The sequence below is a fragment of the Cypionkella sp. genome (assembly GCF_028290025.1).
Lineage (GTDB): Bacteria > Pseudomonadota > Alphaproteobacteria > Rhodobacterales > Rhodobacteraceae > Cypionkella.
Genome location: NZ_JAQGKQ010000035.1, coordinates 16,781 through 33,522, shown reverse-complemented (window position 1 = coordinate 33,522; position 16,742 = coordinate 16,781). Strand labels below are relative to the sequence as shown.

18 protein-coding genes and 2 tRNA genes are annotated in these 16,742 nt (G+C 60.8%); 19 read left to right on the top strand and 1 reads right to left on the bottom strand.

Translation table 11 applies throughout. The annotated features are described in order from the left end of the window. Positions 1–4: 4 nt before the first annotated feature. Positions 5–75, bottom strand: a tRNA-OTHER gene (locus JWS10_RS04605). 16 nt (positions 76–91) lie between these two features. Here JWS10_RS04605 and JWS10_RS04600 point away from each other — a divergent pair. The 19 genes from JWS10_RS04600 (at position 92) to JWS10_RS04510 (ending at position 16,741) form a co-directional block, all read left to right on the top strand. After that, positions 92–601, top strand: a complete 510-nt coding sequence (locus JWS10_RS04600; protein ID WP_299505198.1) for a phage virion morphogenesis protein — start codon at positions 92–94, stop codon at positions 599–601. Between the two features lie 86 nt (positions 602–687). Continuing rightward, positions 688–927: a hypothetical protein gene (locus JWS10_RS04595; RefSeq protein ID WP_299505196.1), complete on the top strand. Its 240-nt coding sequence runs from the start codon at positions 688–690 to the stop codon at positions 925–927. A 109-nt stretch (positions 928–1,036) separates the two neighbouring features. Then, positions 1,037–2,089, top strand: a complete 1,053-nt coding sequence (locus JWS10_RS04590) for a phage protease (protein WP_299505194.1) — start codon at positions 1,037–1,039, stop codon at positions 2,087–2,089. Beyond that, on the top strand, positions 2,089–2,520 hold the full coding sequence (locus JWS10_RS04585; RefSeq protein WP_299505193.1) for a hypothetical protein: 432 nt from the start codon (positions 2,089–2,091) through the stop codon (positions 2,518–2,520). Before JWS10_RS04590 ends, JWS10_RS04585 begins: the two co-directional genes overlap by 1 nt. Positions 2,521–2,531: 11 nt before the next feature. After that, positions 2,532–3,425: a Mu-like prophage major head subunit gpT family protein gene (locus JWS10_RS04580; RefSeq protein ID WP_299505192.1), complete on the top strand. Its 894-nt coding sequence runs from the start codon at positions 2,532–2,534 to the stop codon at positions 3,423–3,425. A gap of 85 nt (positions 3,426–3,510) precedes the next feature. Continuing rightward, positions 3,511–3,945, top strand: a complete 435-nt coding sequence (locus JWS10_RS04575) for a hypothetical protein (protein WP_299505191.1) — start codon at positions 3,511–3,513, stop codon at positions 3,943–3,945. Positions 3,946–4,127: 182 nt separating this feature from the next. Beyond that, the gene (locus tag JWS10_RS04570) at positions 4,128–4,406 is read left to right on the top strand and encodes a hypothetical protein (protein WP_299505190.1); all 279 of its coding nucleotides are present in this window, start codon (positions 4,128–4,130) and stop codon (positions 4,404–4,406) included. A 50-nt stretch (positions 4,407–4,456) separates the two neighbouring features. Beyond that, a tRNA-Met gene (locus JWS10_RS04565) sits at positions 4,457–4,531 on the top strand. 25 nt (positions 4,532–4,556) lie between these two features. After that, on the top strand, positions 4,557–4,985 hold the full coding sequence (locus JWS10_RS04560) for a DUF1320 domain-containing protein (RefSeq protein ID WP_299505189.1): 429 nt from the start codon (positions 4,557–4,559) through the stop codon (positions 4,983–4,985). Further along, a complete protein-coding gene (locus JWS10_RS04555) occupies positions 4,985–5,419 on the top strand; it encodes a hypothetical protein (protein WP_299505188.1) in 435 nt (144 codons plus the stop codon). Before JWS10_RS04560 ends, JWS10_RS04555 begins: the two co-directional genes overlap by 1 nt. Beyond that, positions 5,416–5,622, top strand: a complete 207-nt coding sequence (locus JWS10_RS04550; protein WP_299505187.1) for a hypothetical protein — start codon at positions 5,416–5,418, stop codon at positions 5,620–5,622. Before JWS10_RS04555 ends, JWS10_RS04550 begins: the two co-directional genes overlap by 4 nt. 1 nt (position 5,623) lies before the next feature. Next, positions 5,624–6,562: a phage tail tube protein gene (locus tag JWS10_RS04545; RefSeq protein ID WP_299505186.1), complete on the top strand. Its 939-nt coding sequence runs from the start codon at positions 5,624–5,626 to the stop codon at positions 6,560–6,562. Between the two features lie 13 nt (positions 6,563–6,575). Further along, positions 6,576–6,902 (top strand): hypothetical protein, encoded by a 327-nt coding sequence (locus JWS10_RS04540; RefSeq protein ID WP_299505184.1) that lies wholly within the window; start codon positions 6,576–6,578, stop codon positions 6,900–6,902. Between the two features lie 101 nt (positions 6,903–7,003). Next, positions 7,004–7,270: a DUF1799 domain-containing protein gene (locus JWS10_RS04535; RefSeq protein ID WP_299505183.1), complete on the top strand. Its 267-nt coding sequence runs from the start codon at positions 7,004–7,006 to the stop codon at positions 7,268–7,270. Position 7,271: 1 nt separating this feature from the next. Beyond that, positions 7,272–10,289 carry a phage tail length tape measure family protein gene (locus JWS10_RS04530; protein ID WP_299505236.1) on the top strand — a complete coding sequence of 1,006 codons (3,018 nt, stop codon included), beginning with the start codon at positions 7,272–7,274 and terminating at the stop codon, positions 10,287–10,289. Between the two features lie 2 nt (positions 10,290–10,291). After that, a complete protein-coding gene (locus tag JWS10_RS04525) occupies positions 10,292–10,951 on the top strand; it encodes a hypothetical protein (RefSeq protein WP_299505181.1) in 660 nt (219 codons plus the stop codon). A 2-nt stretch (positions 10,952–10,953) separates the two neighbouring features. After that, on the top strand, positions 10,954–11,613 hold the full coding sequence (locus JWS10_RS04520) for a hypothetical protein (RefSeq protein ID WP_299505180.1): 660 nt from the start codon (positions 10,954–10,956) through the stop codon (positions 11,611–11,613). After that, on the top strand, positions 11,610–12,014 hold the full coding sequence (locus JWS10_RS04515; protein WP_299505178.1) for a hypothetical protein: 405 nt from the start codon (positions 11,610–11,612) through the stop codon (positions 12,012–12,014). The genes JWS10_RS04520 and JWS10_RS04515 overlap by 4 nt, the downstream gene beginning before the upstream one ends. After that, complete coding sequence (locus JWS10_RS04510) at positions 12,014–16,741, top strand: phage tail protein (protein ID WP_299505176.1); 4,728 nt, start codon at positions 12,014–12,016, stop codon at positions 16,739–16,741. The genes JWS10_RS04515 and JWS10_RS04510 overlap by 1 nt, the downstream gene beginning before the upstream one ends. The last annotated feature ends 1 nt before the right edge of the window (position 16,742 follow it).

The window sequence follows — 16,742 nt, the reverse complement described above, 5'->3', positions numbered from 1 at the left end:
TTTAAAGGCGGGGTTGGACTCGAACCAACATCAGCTGCTTTCACAGACCCCCTTGCCCATCGGGGTACACCGCCTCCAAAGGAATATAGCGATGATTACCGTCGAAATCAACGATGCCGAAGTTCAAGCAGCCCTTAACGGCGTGGCTGCGGCTTTATCCGATGGCACGGCTATGATGAACGAGATCGGCATGTTCCTAGTGAAGCAAACCAAAGACCGCTTTCCCGAGCAGGTAAGCCCGGACGGGGCAGCGTGGGCTCCGCGCTCGGCGGTGACCCTTGCGCGTTACAAAAAGCAGGGCAAACCATTTGGCGGCATTCTGCATCTCAGCGGTCAGATGGCGCGCAGCATTTTCCACGACTACGATCAGAATTCGGTGCGGATTGGCTCTCCGGAGCCCTACGCGGCCGTTCAACAGTTCGGCGCGGCACAAGGCGCATTCGGCGCGTTCATGGGCAAAGACAAAAAAGGCCGCGATCATTTCCACCATCTGCCGTGGGGCAATATCCCGGCCCGGCCGTTCCTTGGTTTGTCGGAGGATGACCGCGAGGGCATTCTGGCCATCATTAGCGAAACTTTGGCGGCCGCGCTGGAAAGTTGAAGCTAGCCGCGATTGCTTCCCGCGATGCACGACTTCCCTTCGGGACTTCGGCAGCTATCTCCTACCGTATTAGGACAGGAGTTATAATGACGTTCAAGGAATTTATGGCCTCCACTATCCAGCGCGCCAATTTCGAAGGGGATTTTATACGGCTCGCATTAGCTGACGCCAACTTCCCGGCCGGGGATAATTTTGCCGATTTCCGGCGTTATATGAGGAAGATGCACGGCAGTGATGATGTCGCGGATGGGGGGGCAGCTGTTTGGAAAGCTTACCGAGCCGCTGAGCGCAAGCGCACAAAACCAGCGGTTCTGACACCTAACTGAGCCTTGACGCGTGATCTCAAGCCATGCAGGCTTGTGCTCGCGTCCGCACATACATCCCTACACACCGTTGTAGGTTATTCGGTTTCGCCGCCATCGCCATAGTCGCGGTATGACAAAATCGCTCCCCCGCCCACTTGTCGCGCTTGCTGCGGCCATTGACCTCCCCGATAGCGCAGACGCGCCGGAGTGGGTTCATTTGCTGCCATCCGCAGACGGCGAAATCCAAACCTACGACCAGCGCGGTCCGTATAAGGTGACCGATCTGGCGGCGGTGATTGCAGGATCAATGCAATCCGAACGCGGCATGCCGATTGACGAAAATCACTCAACCGACCTTGGCATGGGGAGAGAAGCCCCGGCGCGTGGGTGGATCACTGAATTAGAAGCCCGCGCCGATGGTCTCTGGGGCAAAGTGCGCTGGACGAACGCGGGCAAGGAACTCATGTCCGACCGCGCCTATCGCGGCCTTTCGCCGGTATTCAATCACACCGCCGACAACGTCATCACGCGGGTGTTGCGCGCCTCGCTGACCAATAAGCCCAATCTGATGGGCCTCACCTCTCTCAACACGGAGAACTTCCCCATGAACTTGGCAGCTATTGCCAAGGCCGCAGGCCTTGGCGACGACGCGACCGAGGCGGCGATCGTCGTCGCTATCGGCAAGATGAAGGCCCCGGCCGACGCTCCGGCTCTGCAAACCGCCATGACCGAAATCGGCGTGGCGCTGGGTATCCAAGGCGGCGATCCCGTCGCAATCCTTGCGGCAGCGAAATCGGCCAAAACCACCGATGGCACCATCACGGCGCTTCAAGCCGAGCTGACAGTCGTCGGCGGCAAGCTGACCGCGCTGCAGACCGAGGGTGCTACCACCAAGGCTACCACGTTCGTCGACGGCGAAATCGCCAAGGGCCGGGTAGGCGTCAAGCCGCTGCGCGATCACTATATCGCCATGCACGCGCAAGACGCTGGCCGGGTCGAAAAAGAGATCAACGCTCTGCCGATCCTTGGGCTCACAGGGCAGCTTACTCAGGTACCGCCCGGCTCCACCACAGAAATCACCGCGTTGAACTCCGAGCAGCTGCAGGTCGCAGATCAGCTCGGCATTCCGCACGATAAATTCCTCGCCTCGCTGCAGGCCGACGCCAAGAAAGGTGCAAACTGATGGTTGCCTTGACCGATAACCGCTCCACCAAACAGCTGGCCGCAGGCGACCGCTCGGGCCTCTTGGGTGCGAACCAGACGATCTATGCGGGCTCGCTCCTGATGCGCAACGTCTCGGGCCACCTGATCAAAGGTGCGCTTGCAACCGGCTCCTTTGGCGCAGGCCGTGCGGAAGCGCCCGGTATCAGCACCACGGCTGGCCTGACGCCTCAGACCTTCCGTGAGGGGTCGTTCCAGTTCGCCAACTCGGCCTCGACCGATTTGATCGCCATCGCTGACATCGGCACCGTTTGTTACATCGTCGATGACCAGACGGTCGCCAAGACCAGCGCCAGCGCCACCCGCTCGCCCGCAGGCACAGTCGTTGACGTGGACGCCAATGGCGTCTGGGTCCGCTTCGACGAAGCCCTCACCCGCGCCCAGCTCTCGTAAGGATCACAGACATGCTGATTACCGCTGCAACCCTTCAGGCCCTGCGCGTCGGTTTCAATACCGAATATCAGGGCGCATTCGACGCCGTTCCCAAGCTCAAGGATCGCGTCGCCAAAACGGTCAAGTCGAGCACCGCTCTCAATACCTACGGCTGGCTCAAGGGCCTGACCGGTCTGCGGGAATGGCTTGGCCCTCGTCAAATCGACAACCTGACCGAGGCTTCTTACACGCTGCTGAACAAGCACTTCGAAAAGACCATCTCGGTTAACCGCAACATGATCGAAGACGACAATCTCGGCATGTATTCTGACGGCTTTACCATGATGGGCGACGGCGCTGCGCGTTTGCCGGAAGAATTGGTTTGGGGTCTTCTGAAGGCGGGTTTCACCACCAACTGCTGGGACGGCCAATACTTCTTTGACACCGACCACCCGGTCATGTTGGCGGACGGCTCTATGAGCACTTACGTCAATACCGATGGCGGCTCGGGCACCCCGTGGTTCCTGATGTGCACCAACCGACCGCTGAAGCCGATCATCTATCAAGAGCGCAAGGCTCCGTCGTTCACCGCCAGAGACAACGAGAAAGACGACAACGTCTTTGAGCGCAACGAGTTTGTCTACGGCGTCGATATGCGCTGCAACGTCGGATACGGCTTGCCGCAGCTGGCTTGGGGTTCGAAGCAGACGCTTTCCGGTGCCAACTATGCGGTGGCTCGTGCTGGCATCGCGGGCATGAAGGCGGACGGTGGCGCTCCGCTGGGTCTGACGCCCAACATTTTGGTCGTGCCTCCATCGCTCGAGAGCGCCGGTCGCCAGTTGCTGAATTCGGAATATGGCACTGCCGGTGTCACCAACGAATGGAAAGGCACGGCAGAACTGCTCGTCGTGCCGTGGCTCGCCTAAGCCAAAGCCAAGCCCGAGTCGGTTTTATCAGAGGGGGCGGTCAGGCCCGCCCCTTTTATCAAGCTGAAGCCCCTAGGAGCATCCCGTGACCAAAGCGAAACCTGCAACCCGTACGACCAAAACGCCGGTCTCACCCGAGGCGGTAACTGGTCCTGTGACCGATATCATCAGCGCGCCCATTGAGGGCGCAGCTGACACGACGTTGCCCGCGACGGGGGTCGGCGCACCGGCAGAGGCGGTGGATGAAGATACGTCCACCGCCGATGCTGGGCCTACCTTGATCGAAACGGACGCGGATTTTGCCACTGCAGTCACCGATCCAGCTGCCAATTTTGAGGCCAGCCTTCGAATGGAGCAAACGCTCGTCGTTAAAGGCCCATTGCAAGGGCGTTGGCGCGCCCGTCGGCATTTCACGATTGAGCCGACTTCAATCCGGCTTGACGAACTGACCGAAGCCGAGATCGAGGCGCTCTGCGGTGACCCGATGCTGACCGTTGGCATCGTCGCAGCGCCCTACTGAAATTCCGAGCGAAAGGATCAATCGCGAAGCTTAAGGGCTAACGGGGCCGCACCAGAAACCCCGCCTTCAGCCGATCCAAGTAGGCGCGCCCGCCGCGAAGCGGGATGCAACGGGGTCAAGGAGACCGTGACAGGCCGGAGAGTACGGTCGACGATTTAACCCCGAACCTCAAAGGATGTTCAATGCGCCGTATCGTCATTCTACCCATGTTTGCGTTTGCTGTGGTCTCTGCTTCGTTGGCACTGGCCATCACTTACATTTGCGATCTGGCTACCCGCTTCGGCACGCTCATGCGTGAGGTGACGGTCTGGGCCATCGAGTTCATCCCGCGCCTTGCCAAGCAGGCGCAACCCGCCCGCCGCATCGGAATGGCCGCGACAGCCCTGAACGGTCGCCAAGTCGGAGGTGTGCGCGTCCACGGCTTTCTCGGCCGCCCTGCCGTGCAGATGCTCGCCGGCTAATTTCCTATCGTTTGGCCGAGGCGGTCTTAGTTCGCCTCGCGCCACCCCTTTGCGGGGTAGGGCAGTGGTAGCCCGCTTGGTTCATACCCATGAGGTCGCAGGTTCGAAACCTGCCCCCGCAACCAGTTTTCACAAACCCGAGGAACGCCCGTGCCCTATGCCACCCAAGCCAAACTGACGGAACGATTCGGGGAGGCGATGCTCGTCAACCTGACCGATCGTGGTGCCGTCGCAACCGGCTTGGTCGATGCAGCGGTGATTGCGCGGGCGCTGACCGATACCGACGCGATGATCGATGGATACCTCGCTGCGCGGTACATCCTACCGCTTTCGGAAGTGCCGCCGAATGTGACCGATCTTGCGTTGCAGATCGCGATCTACAAGCTCCACATCAATACGCCCGACGACAAGATCAGCAAAGACTACGATATGGCGCTCAAGATGCTGCGCGATTTCGGCACCGGCGTCATTCGCATTCAGGCGGCCGGCATAGAGCCCGCGTCGAACAATGCCCAAGGCGTGCAAGTCACCGATCGTGAGCGCCCTTTCACCGCCGCCAATATGAAGGGCTACATCTGATGGATCTCGCCCCCATCATCCAGCGCCTGAAAGACCGGGTGCCTGATCTCGGCCAGCGCGTCGCCGGAGCGGCTGAATTCGCCGTGCTGACCTCTGGCGGTGCCGCGCCACAGGTCACGCCCGCCGTGCATGTTGTGCCGGCTGCGATCATCGGCGGCAAAGCCACGGCCGGGACGGGGATGTATATCCAGAGCATCGACGAGTTCTTTTCCTGCATCCTGACACTGCGCACCCAAGACCCCAGCGGCCAGCGTGCACTGCCACGACTTTCCCAGCTTATCGATGACGTAATTGCAGCCCTCGCTGGCTGGTCGCTCGGCGACAAGGTCGGCGTCATCGTGTTCCGTCGCAGCACCTTGGCCAAGGCCGAGGCCGGGGCCTTCAGCTACGAAATTTCCTTTTCCATCGCCGACCAACTGAGGATCGCACCATGACACCTAACGACCACCCGCTGCCGACCTCTGGTGGCAGCTTCATGCGCAACGAAGATGGCTCGCTGACCCGCGTCAATGAGGAAGGTCAGCCCATCGATGAGGCGGGCGACATCATCGCCAGCGCCCCAGCCGAGGCGGCTATCGCCAAGCCCGGCCGCGCCGCCCGCACTGTTGATCCTGCGCTAACCGAAAAGGACGTCTGATATGTTTATGCGACTCCAAGCGCTTCTGGTGAAGCCCGAGGTAACCTATGGCCTTGATCCGGTGCCGACGGGTGCGGCCAACGCGCTTCTGGCGCAAAACGTCAAGATCATGCCGATGAAGGGCACCGATGTAAAACGCGACTATGACCGGGCGTTCTTCAGCGCCGATGCGACGGTGCCGGTTGGCCTGCACATGTCGATCGCGTTTGAGGTTGAGCTCAAAGGCGGTGGTGTCGCGGGCACGCCCCCGGCATTCGGTCCTTTGCTGCGCGCCTGCAAATGGGCGCAGGTTATTGTCGCGGTCACCTCGGTGACCTACACCCCGCATTCGGGTACACAGGAAAGCTGCACGATCTATTGGTATCTGGACGGACAGCTTTACAAACTGATCGGTGCACGCGGCACCTTTAGCTATAAGCTGAATGCGCAAGGCATCCCTGTGCTGGCGTTTGAGATGACCGGCCTTTGGGCAGCACCTTCGGCGGTGGCGATCCCGGCCGTCACACTTGGCACCCAGCTGACCCAGATCCCGCAGGTCGCAACCTCCCTCAACACCCCGACCTTCACCTATGGCGGCACACCGCTGATCTTGCGCAGCTTCACCTTTGACGCCGGTGCCGAAGTTAAGCCGCGTTTCTTGGTCGGATCGGAGTCGGTCATCATCACCGATGCCAAGGAGTCGGTGAAGTTCATCATTGAGACTCCAGCTCTTGGCACCTTCAACCCGGTTGCTCTCGCGGCAGCTGCCACCACGGCGGCCGTCATTCTGGTTCACGGCACCGGGGCTGGCAAGATTTGCACGCTCAACATGCCGGCTGTTCAAATCCAGCGCCCCGAAGGGCTCGATGATCAGGACGGCATTGTCGAAAACAGCCTGTCGGGTGTGCCACTGCCCGTCGCCGTAACCGGCAACGACCAAGCGTCACTGGCATTTACCTAAAAGGATTTGAGCGATGAAGATTGTAAAAAACCGACCGTTTAAAGCCACTGTAAAGGTGGTTTATCCGGGCGATGATGCGACCGCCGACAGCAGCTTTATTGGCCACTTCCTGACGCTCAACCGCGAGGCACTCCAAGGCATCGTGCTCGGCACCACGGAAGCCGAAGATGAGTACATGGCGAAAATGTTTACGGGCTGGGAGGGGTTGGTCGACAGCGACGATGCCCCGTTCGATATCAACCCCGAAAATCGTGAGGCGCTGTTGGGCGACATGGCAGTGCGTCGGGCGGTTATGGCGACATACCGCGAAGAGATGGCGGGCCTGCGCCGGGGAAACTGATTTGGGCGGGTGCCGGTTGGGCGCGCGGTGACTTCGCCCAAGGGAAACGCGGTCCCACTGATGCCGACCGTCTCGCCGAATCCGCCCGCGCCTTTGGGCTGGTGATTGAAACCGACGATACCATCCACGGCGAGGGGCTTTGGGAGGATCATCTGCCCGCGTGGCAGGCGTGGTGCGCGATCTCCAGCCAGTGGCGCACCATCCCGCTTTCCGGCCCAGGTGGAGCCAAGGTTATCTGGTTGGGCCTCGACTATGGAGCCGCCCGCAACGGCCTCGATCTCGCCGGACTAACCGTAACGCCCGAGACTTGGGCAGATGTGCGCGCCATTGAGCGCGGTGCTATTGAGGAGCTAAACAGCCGTGGCTGAAATGCGCGTCAGTCTGCAGGTCGAGATGAACGCCGCCAAGGCGCGTGCGGAAGCTGCGGGCCTGCGCGGTGAAATCGACAAGCTGGGAGCCGGGTCTACGGAGGCGGGGCAAGCCACCGGCCGGGGCGCGGTTGGGGTAACTCAGCTGGGGACTGCATCGACGTCGACCGCCGCTGCCGTTACGACCCAGACCACCGCACTCCAGCAGCTGATCGCAGTTTCGACTGGCTTGACGTCATCGACGCAATCCAGCGTGGCGGCCGAGCTGGCGCATGGCCGCGCCCTTGATGAAACTCGCGCTCGGTTTGACCCGTTGTTTGCCGCCAGCCGTCGCTACGAGCAGGAACTTCATGCGATTGCAGAGGCAGAGCGCGACGGCGCGCTTTCAGCGGTCGGCGCAGGACAAGCTCGGGCGCGTGCGGCGCAAAGCATGGCGCCGACTTTAAACGCGGTCTCCGGCACGGCATCGCAATCTGTGGCCCAGCTCGGTTTCCAATTTAACGACATCGGCGTCATGCTCGCGGCCGGGCAAAACCCGTTGATGCTGGCGGTGCAGCAAGGCACCCAGATTACCCAAGTTTTTGATCAGATGAAGGCAAAGGGTGAACCGGTTGGTAAATCGCTCAAGACCGCGCTCATGGGCATGCTCTCACCGATGAATCTTGTGACGATGGGTGCCATCGCCATGGGTGCGGTGGTGGTATCTGCGCTTGTCGGCATGATTGGCGAAACCGTTACCGCCGACAAATCCATTGAAAACCTCACCAAATCGGCAAGCGAGTTTTCTCAGGAGGCGGGGCGCAGCGTTAGCGATGTTACAAAGGAGTTCGGCGGGCTGAACTCTGAAATCGTCGAGATGCAGAAAAACCTGACGGCGCTTGCCCAGATCAAGGCGCTGCAGGATCTCGCCACGACGTCGGGCGCGCTGAAGGCTGATATGGCCAGTGGCATTTTCTCGACGCAAAAGGAAAATGTTGGCGACCTGCTCGGATCGAAAAAGGAATTTACAGGTCAGCAGGGCGAACGGGTCTACAGCAATAGCGATCCCGCAATTGGGCGGTTTCAGCAAGGTTTGGCGGATTTAGGCACCGCCGAAGGCCCGCGAAACCAGCTGGCTGCAGTCCAAGCTCTCAAGGCGGAACTCGTTGCGGCCGCTGGCAGCATCGGTCAAATGACCGGAGCGCAGGTTTCGTACTATGGAAAATTGCTCGAGACCGAGGCCGCGATCAATCGCATTGCGGCAGCCAGTGCCGCGCAAAACCGCCAACGCATCGAACTAGAGCGCGGCGTTGGTATCGAAAACGACCGCATGGGCGGGCCGACTGCGCTTGACCGCGTAAGCCGCGATCCGGCAGCAGATGCCAAGGCGCGATTACAAGCAGCCACGGCACGGCAGTCGGCAGCGGAAACCATCGCTGCGGCCGAGCGGGAAAACGCGCTGGCGCAAGCCAAACTGACGTATGGCGCTCAAAGCGTTGAGGTGCGTCGAGTCGAAGCCCAGCTCATTCGAGCCGGTGTCGAAGCCGAGATCGAACGTTTGGGCATTCAGCGTCAAGGCGATCAGGCGATTGCCATGCGATCGGCCGCGAGTGAACAGATCGCCCTCATTGAACGCCAGCGCCAAGCCACGGCTAAGACGGCGGCAACGTCCCTGCTATCGGACCTGAAGCAAGAGGCCGAAATCGTCAAGCTGACCGCCAAGTATGGTGCGGACAGCCTTGAGGTGGCCTATTCCCGCGCCGGAGCCGAGCGCGAAGCCCAAGCAGCCCTGCTGGCCACCCAAGGCATAGCGGGCCAAGAAGCCGACGAGCTGATGCGCGCATGGGATGCAGCGCGGGGCATCGCATCGGTAAATATGGCGGCCGGGATTGTTGCTGCGGCAGGCCAAGCTCAGATGTTGGCCGCAAACCTCGGCATATCGCTGCAGCACGCCATAGGGTTGATGGGTCTGGCCTCAAAGCGGCCCGCAGCTGCTACGGGATCGTCGCGATACACGTTCGGCGGCGTAGGCACTGTTGATGTCAGCGGTACGGGAAATCTTGGCTTTGGCGATCTGTCCGACCTGCCGGGGAGGTATGAGCCTGTCGCGGTTACCGGGGGAAGCAAGGCAAAAGGCGGAGGCGGCAAGAAGGCCGAGACCGATAGCGTGCTTGAACTGATCCGCGCTGAAGAGCGCGAACTCGCTGTGTTGCGCGAAACTGATCCGGTCAAGCGAGAGCTGTTGGAAAAGTCCGAACAGATGAAGGGCGCGACCAAAGCGCAACGGTCGGAACTTGAGGGCCTGATCCGGACGCGTATGGCCGAAAAGACCGCGCTGGAGGCGGTGCAGCGCGCGCAAGACGAGTTGAAATCCACCATGAAATCCGCCTTCACTGGCTGGATTACAGGCGCAAATAGCTTCAAAGACGCTCTGGGTCAGGTCATCGGCAAAATGGCCGAAATGGCTGCAAGCTCGGCCTTTGACCAGATTTTTGGCGGCGGCTCCGGTGGTGGCGGTGGCGGCGGCCTGTTTGGCAACATCTTGAGCGCGATCACCGGTGGCGCTCCCAAGAAGGCTGACGGCGGGCGCATCGGCGGCGCGGGCGGGCCGCGCGAGGACAATCACCTGATCGCGGTCTCCACGGGCGAATACATCGTCAATGCCGCCGCGACCGCTAATGCGCTGCCACTTCTGGAAGCGCTCAACGCCGGCATGCCGCTGGACCGTTTGATTGATTTCATCGGCGGCAGCGCGCCTCGGGCCTTTGCCAATGGCGGCGGCGTGAATGTCGGATCGTCGGCTCCGAAGTCATGGTCGCAAATGCGCAACGCGTCCTCCGATGGCGGTGACCGTGGGGGCAATTCATCGGGCCCGCGCGTGCTCGAGCAGCACATCCACGTAAGCGGGGCGACCGGCAATGCCGAGATCCGTCAGATGGTGTCCGAAGGCGTTCAATACGGCATTGAACTGCATGACCGCGAGGTGCTGCCGAGCCGCGTCATGGACGTGATGGACAATCAGCGCGTGATGGGGCGGTAAAAATGGCAGTCAGTTTTCCTCTCGATACCGCGACCTTCATGGATCAGCTGCTGATTAAGAACATCAAGTTCGACATCCCCGAGAATGTTGAGATGAACATGACAGGCGGCGGCGAGTTGCTGCGTGCCGATCTTGCACCGATGCTTTGGACGGGTGATGTGCGCCTAGGCCAGATGCTGCTCACTGAGGCCGTAACGGCGCAGGGTTTGCTTGATCTGTTGCGTGGGCCGGCGCGTTCGTTTTACGCCTATGACCCCCGCCGCCCCGCGCCGCTGCTCGACCCGACCGGCAGTATTTTAGGCGGGTCGGCACCGACATTGCACACCATCGGGGCCAATCGCCGGGACGTTCGCCTTCAAGCCTTGCCGAACGGCTATCGGTTGAGCCGGGGGGATTATCTGGCGTTTGATTATAGCAGCTCTCCCGTACGCCGCGCCTTGCACCGGGTGTTCACCAGCCTCGTAACAACGGCCACCGGTGGCATCACGCCGACCTTCGAGATTACGCCACCTTTGCGTGAGGGTGCGGTCGTGGGTGCGGCCGTCATCTTAATCAAAGCCGCCTGCAAAGCAGTCATCGTGCCCAACTCGATCGACACTGGCAACAGCTCCAGATCGGTAACCGATGGCATGGCGTTCAAGTTTCAACAAAGCCTGAGGTAGCGATGCGGTCCTACACATCCCCCGAGCTCGCCTATCTGCAAGCGCGCGATTCGTGGAAAGCCCGAGGGCTGTTCTGGGTGCGTCCGCGTGATCGTGCGACGGGCTTGCGTGCCGGAATGGGGTTCTGGACCGGCGAAGAGGACGCAGTTTTCGTCATCGGTGGCGAAGAACGGCTCTATCGCGGTGGCGGCGCGCTCAAAAGCATCGATCCGATTGTCATGCAATCTGGATTGGTCGTTCGGATGCAGCGCGTTTCGCTGTCGCCGCTGTTTGACGAGGTGAACATGCTTTTACGGGGCATGGACGCTTGGCGGGCTCCCTCCGAGATCCACCGCGCGTTTTTTGACCCGATTACCAATGCGCTGATCGCCACACCGAAACGGCTGTGGAAAGGCGTGATCGACAAGGCTCCGATCCAGACGCCCGCGATCGGCGGCGAGAGCAAGGTCGATGTCATCCTCGCCAGCGCAGCCGAAAGCCTGACGCATGGCCTGACCTTAACCCGGAGCGATGCGGTGCAGTCCCTGCGCGGCGGGGATCGGTTCTACCGCTACAAAGACGTCAGCGGCGCAGTCTCGTGCTCTTGGGGCGAGAAAAGGGCAGGCGGTCCCAAAGCGCCACCCAAGCCGCCGATGAAACCACCAAGGGGCAGTGACCGATGAGATACCCTGACTGGAAACTGCGCCTGATTGATTATGTCGGGGTCTGTGCCAATCTGCCGTTTGAGTACGGGCAGCATGATTGTGCGCTCTTCGCGGCAGGTGCGGTTGATGCCATGACCGGCATCGATCTCGCAGCCGATTGGCGCGGGCAGTACTCCACTCTGAAAAGCGGATTGAGGGCGATCAAGCGCGCGGGCTACGCCGATCATCTGGCTTTTGCTTCCGCGCACTTTGAGGCCATTGCGATCGCCTTTGCCGCACCCGGCGACCTCGCAGTCATTGACGGGCCTGAAGGTGCAGTGCTCGGCGTCGTTCAAGGCGAAGGCATTTATGTGCTGGCGCTGTCGGGCTTGGGCACGCTGCCGCTGACCTACGCGCGCTCTGCGTTTAGGGTGACCTGATGCGATATTTCCTGACGCTGTTTTGGGCGCTCTTTGCCTACATCCTGACGGTTTCCGAAGCCTCGGCCGGGCCGGTATTCGTGGCGCTGATGGCAAGCGGCGCGAGCTTTGGCGCGGCATTTAGTGCCACCGCTCTTGGCACGTTCATGTCCACCATCGCGGGCCGGTTGCTAACCTCGATCGCACTCACGGCTCTGCAGCGCGCGACGATGGCGAAGCCCAAACCGGCCGGCATCACCACCTCGCAAACCGCGACCGGCGGCACCAATCCTGCTGGCTTTATTCTAGGCAAATACGCGACAGCGGGTGATGCGGTGTGTCCGCCGATGTCGCACGGCAAGGTCAGCAAAACACCAAACGCCTATCTGACTTATGTGATCGCTGTCGGCGATATTCCGGGCCAAACGCTTGATCGGGTGGGAATTGACGGCGCGTGGGTCGATATCAGCGCGACGACGCACCCCGACTATGGCAAAGAGCTGACGGGCGTCCATGCGAACCATGCTTGGGTGAAATATTACGACGGCACCCAGACCGTCGCTGACCCGATGCTGCTGGCCAAATATGGCAGCTACCCGGAGCGGCCGTGGCTGGCGGATATGGTCGGCACCGGGGTAGCATATGTGATCTTCACCTTCCGGTACGACCGAAAGGTTTACACGGAATTTCCCGATGTGTTGATCGAGAGCGGCGGCATCAAGCTCTATGATCCGCGCAAAGATACCACCATTGGCGGCTCCGGCGCGCACCGCTGGGGCCAGCCCGCCACCTATCAGTCAACCGTCAACCCGATCGTCATGGCCTATAACATCAACCGCGGTATCACCATCGCGGGCTTGGGCGTCTGGGGCGGCGCTATCGAACAGGTCGATTTGCCTAACGCATCGTGGTTCTCGGGCATGAACACCTGCGACATCACCGCAGGGAGCCCCGCTGCGGCGCAGTACCGCGCGGGCTACGAAGTGCGGGTGGATATGGAGCCCGCTGCTGTCGTTGAAGAGCTGTTTAAAGGCTGTGCTGGCGAGATCGCGGAAGTGGGCGGTGAGTTCAAGGTGCGCGTCGGCGGGCCGGGCCTGCCGGTGATGTTCGTGACCGATGACGATATCGTTGTCAGCAAGGCGCAAGACTTTGATCCGTTCCCGCAAGCCGACGGCCGTCGCAACGGCATCGATGCCAAATATCCCGATCCTGCCGTCATGTGGGCCCCAAAAAGCGCGCCCTCACGCTACAACACCACTTGGGAAGCCGAAGACGGTGAGCGTCGGGTTGTCGCACTCGATATGCCCGCTTGTCCTTTTCCAGACCAAGTTCAGCGGATCATGCTGGCCTATATTGCGGATGAGCGCCGTTTTCGCCGCCACAACATGACGCTCGCGCCGGACGCCGCGATCTTGGAGCCGCTGGACGTCATCAGCTGGACCAGCGCGCGCAACAGCTATACCGCCAAGCTCTTCGATCTGTCGCAGCTCACCGATGACCTCAATACCGCCTTGCAACGGGTTTCGGTGCGCGAGGTCGATGCAGCCGATTTTGTGTTCACCGGCGCTTTAATCTCGGCTCCGACTCCGTCGCCCAATCCCGTCATCCCGCCTGCGCAAACGCTCGCCTCGTGGGATGTTCAGCCCTTGCCGGTTACAGACGGTGCCGGGGTTCCCCGCAAGCCGGGCATCGTGATGACTTGGTCGGCCACCGATATGGATGCGGTCGAGGCGGTGCAATATCAAGTGCGCGTCAAAGACACCGGCGCTATCGTTAAGATCGGCACCGTGTCTGATGTCGACGGAGGCCGCATTCCGCTGACCGAAGGCATCGTACTGGGCGTAACCTATCAGGCGCAGGGCTTGCCCGTTGCCCCCGGCCGCTCCACCGCTTGGACCGCTTGGGTTGATGTAACGGCACCCTTAATCGGCATTGGACCTTCCGATTTATCCGCCGCGCTTGCTGCCCAAATCGCCGAGACCGTTGCAGTGGCAGCCGCTGCGCAAGCCAAGCTGGACCAGTTGACGGCAGGTCTTTTGACCGGTGTAAACGGCGCTCTGGCGGCAATCGAGGCCCGCACAAAGGGCACGCTTAAGGGCTGGTTGCTCGACCCGATATTTGCGCGCTGGTCTGCCGGCAACTTGGTGGCAGCTAACTGGATTTCGCGCGCCGGTCTTACCGTGTACGGCACACAGATTGCGGGCGAGTATGGCGCGGGCGTGTCGGTTGATGTGCCGACCGGGACGGGCGTTGTAAACTGGGTTGCGCGCAGTGACGCCGGGATGCAGTCGGCCAATCCGCAATCGCCCTACGTTGTTATGACGGCGGTGCTTGAGGTTATCGCGGCCGATTTGCCAAACAGCTATCTGCGCCCTGAATGGTCACCCGATGGCTCGACTTGGACGCGCGGCGAAATGGTGGGCATCGCGGCGGCGGCCGGTAGCTTCGCGCAGCTTGGGATCACCCAAAGCCCCGGCGTGAAGCAGGCAGTTGAGGTACTGGTGAAGCGTCCCGCTGGCACATTTACCTATGTTCGGCTGGTGGGCTACCCCAAGCAATCCAGCAGCACCATTGCGCACAAGTCGATCTGGCATTTGTTCCAAGTCCGCGAGGCCAGCCAAGCCGATATTGACGCGGGCAAGGTTTACGCGGTGGCGGGGCCCACGCCGGGTTCGTCGGTTGCCGTGCAAGGGATCGGCGCAGCATTGGCGGCGGTCAGCACCGGGCTTTCCGCGCAGGTTGGCGATATTGACGCCGAGATCACCGACATTAAGGCCGTCAGCGTTTCCGCTTTGACCGGGACCGCGCTTGGCACACTTCTAACGCAGCTCGGCGTGAGCGCCGGAGGGCTATCTTCGTTTGTCACGGTGCAGGGCGCGGCGGTTGCCGATCTTGAGGGCAATGCAGCAGCCTCTTACGTTCTGCGTGTCGGTGCTGGCGGCGCTTCGGCTGGCGTGGAACTGGTGGCGGCTGACGACCCGATAAGCGGCCCGGCAAGTATTCTGACTTTCTCGGCAAAGCATATCGAACTTTTAGCCTCGAGCCTGCGCATTTCTGACAGCGGAAACGCATATCCTGACTACAATATGCTGGACGAAAATTTCTATTCTTCGACAACAGGCGCGGTTATGGCCTTCATCGGGACCGGGCCTACGACGCAGAAAATCGGCCAATTCTACGGTGGCATTAGCGCCAATGCCGCGACGATGATTGTCTATTCAAATTGGTTTCCGGTGGAGCCTGCGACGGAATACCTCGTGTCCGCTGGGGCATGGCTGGCGGCTTCCCTCGCTGGCGCTGGCACTTGCACGGTCAACATTCAGACCGGGGAGCTTTCTGCTGACGGTTCGGTTGCCCAGCTCACGAATGATCAGGTGATGGCTAAGACCGACCTTAGCTATCAGAACCTAACCAACAGCATCAGCCTCACGACTGCCGGCACGGCCAAGATGGCTCGGTTTAGGATAATCCGATCAGCGGGCGGGGCGCAGGGCGCCCGCTTTGGTGGCTTCAAGATGCAGAAAAAAGCGCCGGGCATCTTAATCGGTAACGGCCAGATTTCCGGCCTTGTCCATATCGACACCGGGACGCTGCGCGCCGACGACATTCAGACCGGCCTTATGAACGCCCGCTTTCTGGAAGTCACAGAGCTGTTCACGATCACAGACAGCGGCGCGCTTTCGGTCGGCAAGGAAAGCGCATTCGACTTTGATCACGATGGGATTTTCTTCGGTAAAACCCTCGGGGATGGCGGCTTTGGCTTCGGCTTCCACGCTGGCAAAAAGATCGGCGGGCGAGATCAGTATATTCAAGTCACCGACCAGACTGGCCTTAAGGTGGTTAACGCCAAACACTTTGTTACGGGCGCGACCATTCCAGTCGTGGTTACTCGGACTTCCACCACGGCAAAAACCAACCTGCCCGCTGCCTCTTCGACGCTTTCTATCGACCTCATCGGCGGCGGGGCAGAGGGCTGCTGGGGGGCAACTGCCGGGTCGGCCTTTACCACTGGGGCGGGCAACGCCGGCGGGGTGACGACCGTAAAGGTCTATGACGGCGCAACTCTTAAGAAAACCTACACCTCTGCGGGCGGCGTAAACACGGGCAGCTCTAGCTATAAAGGGGAGGCAAGCGCCTTGGCGGCGGGCGGCGATGCCGCGATTGGTGGCGGCGCTGGTGGCGCTGGTTCCTTGGGTTCTGGCGGTGGCGGTGGCAGCGCCTCGTATCAAACGAATGGCGGCTCTGACAGCGGCGATAACGTCAGCACCAAGTATTACTTTGCCAAGGGCGGCAAGGCGGCAAAACTTGTCAGCATCGCCAATCTCGACATAAGCGGGTATGCCGCGCCCGCCATTGAAATCACCATCGGCAACGGTGGCGACGGCGCAGGAAATGGCGGCGCTGGCGGCAAGGGCCGGGTGGTTTATTCCTATAGCGCCGACAAGGATATTGCGGCGGACGTTGTGCCTATGACGCCGACCAATACCGGAACGATGTCGAAAGTCGGATTGGTCGTCACGTTCCCCAATTTGGGGGCGGGCTTTTGGGTTCTGCAAGAGGACGCTGGCACGGATAACCTCGATATTGGGCTGGTCGATATTGGCGGCGGCGTGTCGATTATGATCCGGTCGCAATGCGGCGTTGCCTCGTTCTTTGCGGCCAAGACTCCTGTTCGATTGAGCGGCGGCTTTAGTGCAAACCGCACGATCCGGTATGCCTTTCACTCAATGGGGAAATGGGGAGACTAGG

Coding starts and splice junctions, on each gene's coding strand:
- JWS10_RS04550 (WP_299505187.1), top strand. CDS start 5,416: ATGACACCTAACGACCACCCGCTGCCGACCTCTGGTGGCAGCTTCATG.
- JWS10_RS04520 (WP_299505180.1), top strand. CDS start 10,954: ATGCGGTCCTACACATCCCCCGAGCTCGCCTATCTGCAAGCGCGCGAT.
- JWS10_RS04555 (WP_299505188.1), top strand. CDS start 4,985: ATGGATCTCGCCCCCATCATCCAGCGCCTGAAAGACCGGGTGCCTGAT.
- JWS10_RS04515 (WP_299505178.1), top strand. CDS start 11,610: ATGAGATACCCTGACTGGAAACTGCGCCTGATTGATTATGTCGGGGTC.
- JWS10_RS04540 (WP_299505184.1), top strand. CDS start 6,576: ATGAAGATTGTAAAAAACCGACCGTTTAAAGCCACTGTAAAGGTGGTT.
- JWS10_RS04570 (WP_299505190.1), top strand. CDS start 4,128: ATGCGCCGTATCGTCATTCTACCCATGTTTGCGTTTGCTGTGGTCTCT.
- JWS10_RS04595 (WP_299505196.1), top strand. CDS start 688: ATGACGTTCAAGGAATTTATGGCCTCCACTATCCAGCGCGCCAATTTC.
- JWS10_RS04510 (WP_299505176.1), top strand. CDS start 12,014: ATGCGATATTTCCTGACGCTGTTTTGGGCGCTCTTTGCCTACATCCTG.
- JWS10_RS04585 (WP_299505193.1), top strand. CDS start 2,089: ATGGTTGCCTTGACCGATAACCGCTCCACCAAACAGCTGGCCGCAGGC.
- JWS10_RS04525 (WP_299505181.1), top strand. CDS start 10,292: ATGGCAGTCAGTTTTCCTCTCGATACCGCGACCTTCATGGATCAGCTG.
- JWS10_RS04600 (WP_299505198.1), top strand. CDS start 92: ATGATTACCGTCGAAATCAACGATGCCGAAGTTCAAGCAGCCCTTAAC.
- JWS10_RS04545 (WP_299505186.1), top strand. CDS start 5,624: ATGTTTATGCGACTCCAAGCGCTTCTGGTGAAGCCCGAGGTAACCTAT.
- JWS10_RS04580 (WP_299505192.1), top strand. CDS start 2,532: ATGCTGATTACCGCTGCAACCCTTCAGGCCCTGCGCGTCGGTTTCAAT.
- JWS10_RS04590 (WP_299505194.1), top strand. CDS start 1,037: ATGACAAAATCGCTCCCCCGCCCACTTGTCGCGCTTGCTGCGGCCATT.
- JWS10_RS04530 (WP_299505236.1), top strand. CDS start 7,272: ATGCGCGTCAGTCTGCAGGTCGAGATGAACGCCGCCAAGGCGCGTGCG.